Source organism: Klebsiella sp. MS 92-3 (assembly GCF_000195655.1).
In the GTDB taxonomy this organism is placed as follows: domain Bacteria; phylum Pseudomonadota; class Gammaproteobacteria; order Enterobacterales; family Enterobacteriaceae; genus Klebsiella; species Klebsiella pneumoniae.
In genome coordinates this window covers 73,681-75,560 of sequence record NZ_GL882724.1, presented here as the reverse complement: position 1 = coordinate 75,560, position 1,880 = coordinate 73,681, and the positions used below count along the sequence as shown (strand labels likewise).

Genomic DNA, 1,880 nt, shown 5'->3' with positions numbered 1-1,880 from the left:
GCGGGTGGGGGGGGGCTTTCATCCGTTACCGGGACGCGAAAAACTTATTCAGCAACGATGCTGATGAATTTACGGTTTTTCGGGCCTTTAACTTCGAACTTGACTTTACCGTCAGTCAAAGCGAACAGAGTGTGGTCACGGCCGCAACCAACGTTGGTACCAGCGTGGAATTTAGTACCACGTTGACGAACGATGATGCTACCTGCCAGAACTGCTTCACCGCCGAAACGTTTTACGCCCAGACGTTTAGCTTCTGAATCGCGACCGTTACGAGTCGAGCCGCCAGCCTTTTTATGTGCCATTTAAATCTACTCCTCAGGTCTTAGGCGCTGATGCCAGTGATTTTCACATCAGTGAACCACTGACGATGGCCCTGCTGCTTACGATAGTGTTTACGACGACGAAACTTAACGATTTTAACTTTCTCGCCACGACCGTGAGCAACAACTTCAGCTTTGATTACGCCGCCCTCAACGAAAGGAACGCCGATCTTGATTTCTTCACCGTTTGCGATCATCAGCACTTCAGCGAATTCAACAGCTTCGCCAGTTGCGATGTCCAGCTTTTCCAGGCGAACGGTCTGACCTTCGCTTACTCGGTGTTGTTTACCACCACTTTGGAAAACCGCGTACATATAAAACTCCGCTTCCGCGCACCTCTTTATGTGATTCAGAGTGCGCTATAAATATTCACAATAGGGCGCGAATATTACGCAAAACGCGAGCCTTTGACAAGAGCGATTAGCGATCAATGCAGAAAAAAAACACAACTTTCACGACAACGTTTATCTACGGCAATTTTTCAGTACAATCATATCTTCTTTTAATTCTGTCTTAATCCTTCTGTGATCCCACCTGGATTCATGGTAACAGGACATTTGGCCCGGCTTTTGCGATGAATTTAGAAAAAATCAATGAGTTAACCGCGCAAGATATGGCGGGTGTCAATGCGACGATTCTTGAGCAACTCAACTCCGATGTTCAGCTTATCAATCAGTTAGGCTATTACATCGTCAGCGGCGGCGGCAAACGCATTCGCCCGATGATTGCTGTGCTCGCCGCACGCGCGGTGGGCTATCAGGGGAGCGCGCATGTCACCATTGCCGCGCTGATTGAATTTATTCATACCGCCACCCTGCTGCATGACGACGTCGTCGATGAGTCTGATATGCGTCGCGGCAAAGCCACGGCCAATGCGGCGTTTGGCAATGCCGCCAGCGTGCTGGTCGGCGATTTTATCTATACCCGCGCCTTTCAGATGATGACCCAGCTGGGCTCGCTGAAGATCCTTGAGGTCATGTCGGAAGCGGTGAACGTCATTGCCGAAGGCGAAGTGCTGCAGCTGATGAACGTCAATGACCCGGATATCACCGAAGAGAACTACATGCGCGTTATCTACAGCAAGACGGCGCGCCTGTTTGAAGCTGCCTCGCAGTGTGCGGGACTGCTGGCCGACTGCACTGCGGAAGAAGAACGCGCGTTGCAGGATTATGGCCGCTATCTCGGCACCGCTTTCCAGCTAATCGACGATTTACTCGATTATAGCTCTGACGGCGAGCGGCTCGGTAAAAACGTCGGTGACGACCTGAACGAAGGTAAACCCACGCTACCGCTGCTGCACGCCATGCACCATGGCACACCCGATCAATCAGCGATGATCCGCGGTGCGATCGAGCAAGGCAACGGCCGCCATCTACTGGATGCTGTGCTGGAAACGATGGCGACCTGCGGTTCGCTGGAATGGACGCAGAAGCGTGCCGAAGAAGAAGCTGACAAAGCCATTGCCGCGCTGCAGGTCCTCCCGGACACGCCCTGGCGCGAAGCCTTGATTGGGCTGGCGCATATTGCAGTCCAGCGCGATCATTAATCCCCCTTCCTTTT

General features: G+C 52.3%; 3 protein-coding genes. 1 reads left to right on the top strand and 2 read right to left on the bottom strand.

Features of this window, described 5'->3' with window-relative positions; all coding sequences use genetic code 11:
• Positions 1-44: 44 nt before the first annotated feature.
• Together rpmA and rplU are read right to left on the bottom strand one after the other, a co-directional pair.
• Positions 45-302 carry a 50S ribosomal protein L27 gene (gene rpmA / locus HMPREF9538_RS24360; RefSeq protein WP_002434222.1) on the bottom strand — a complete coding sequence of 86 codons (258 nt, stop codon included), beginning with the start codon at positions 300-302 and terminating at the stop codon, positions 45-47.
• Positions 303-322: 20 nt separating this feature from the next.
• Positions 323-634 (bottom strand): 50S ribosomal protein L21, encoded by a 312-nt coding sequence (gene rplU, locus HMPREF9538_RS0126840; RefSeq protein WP_002918379.1) that lies wholly within the window; start codon positions 632-634, stop codon positions 323-325.
• 260 nt (positions 635-894) lie between these two features.
• Here rplU and ispB point away from each other — a divergent pair, with 260 nt between their 5' ends.
• On the top strand, positions 895-1,866 hold the full coding sequence (gene ispB, locus HMPREF9538_RS24365) for an octaprenyl diphosphate synthase (RefSeq protein ID WP_009484012.1): 972 nt from the start codon (positions 895-897) through the stop codon (positions 1,864-1,866).
• The last annotated feature ends 14 nt before the right edge of the window (positions 1,867-1,880 follow it).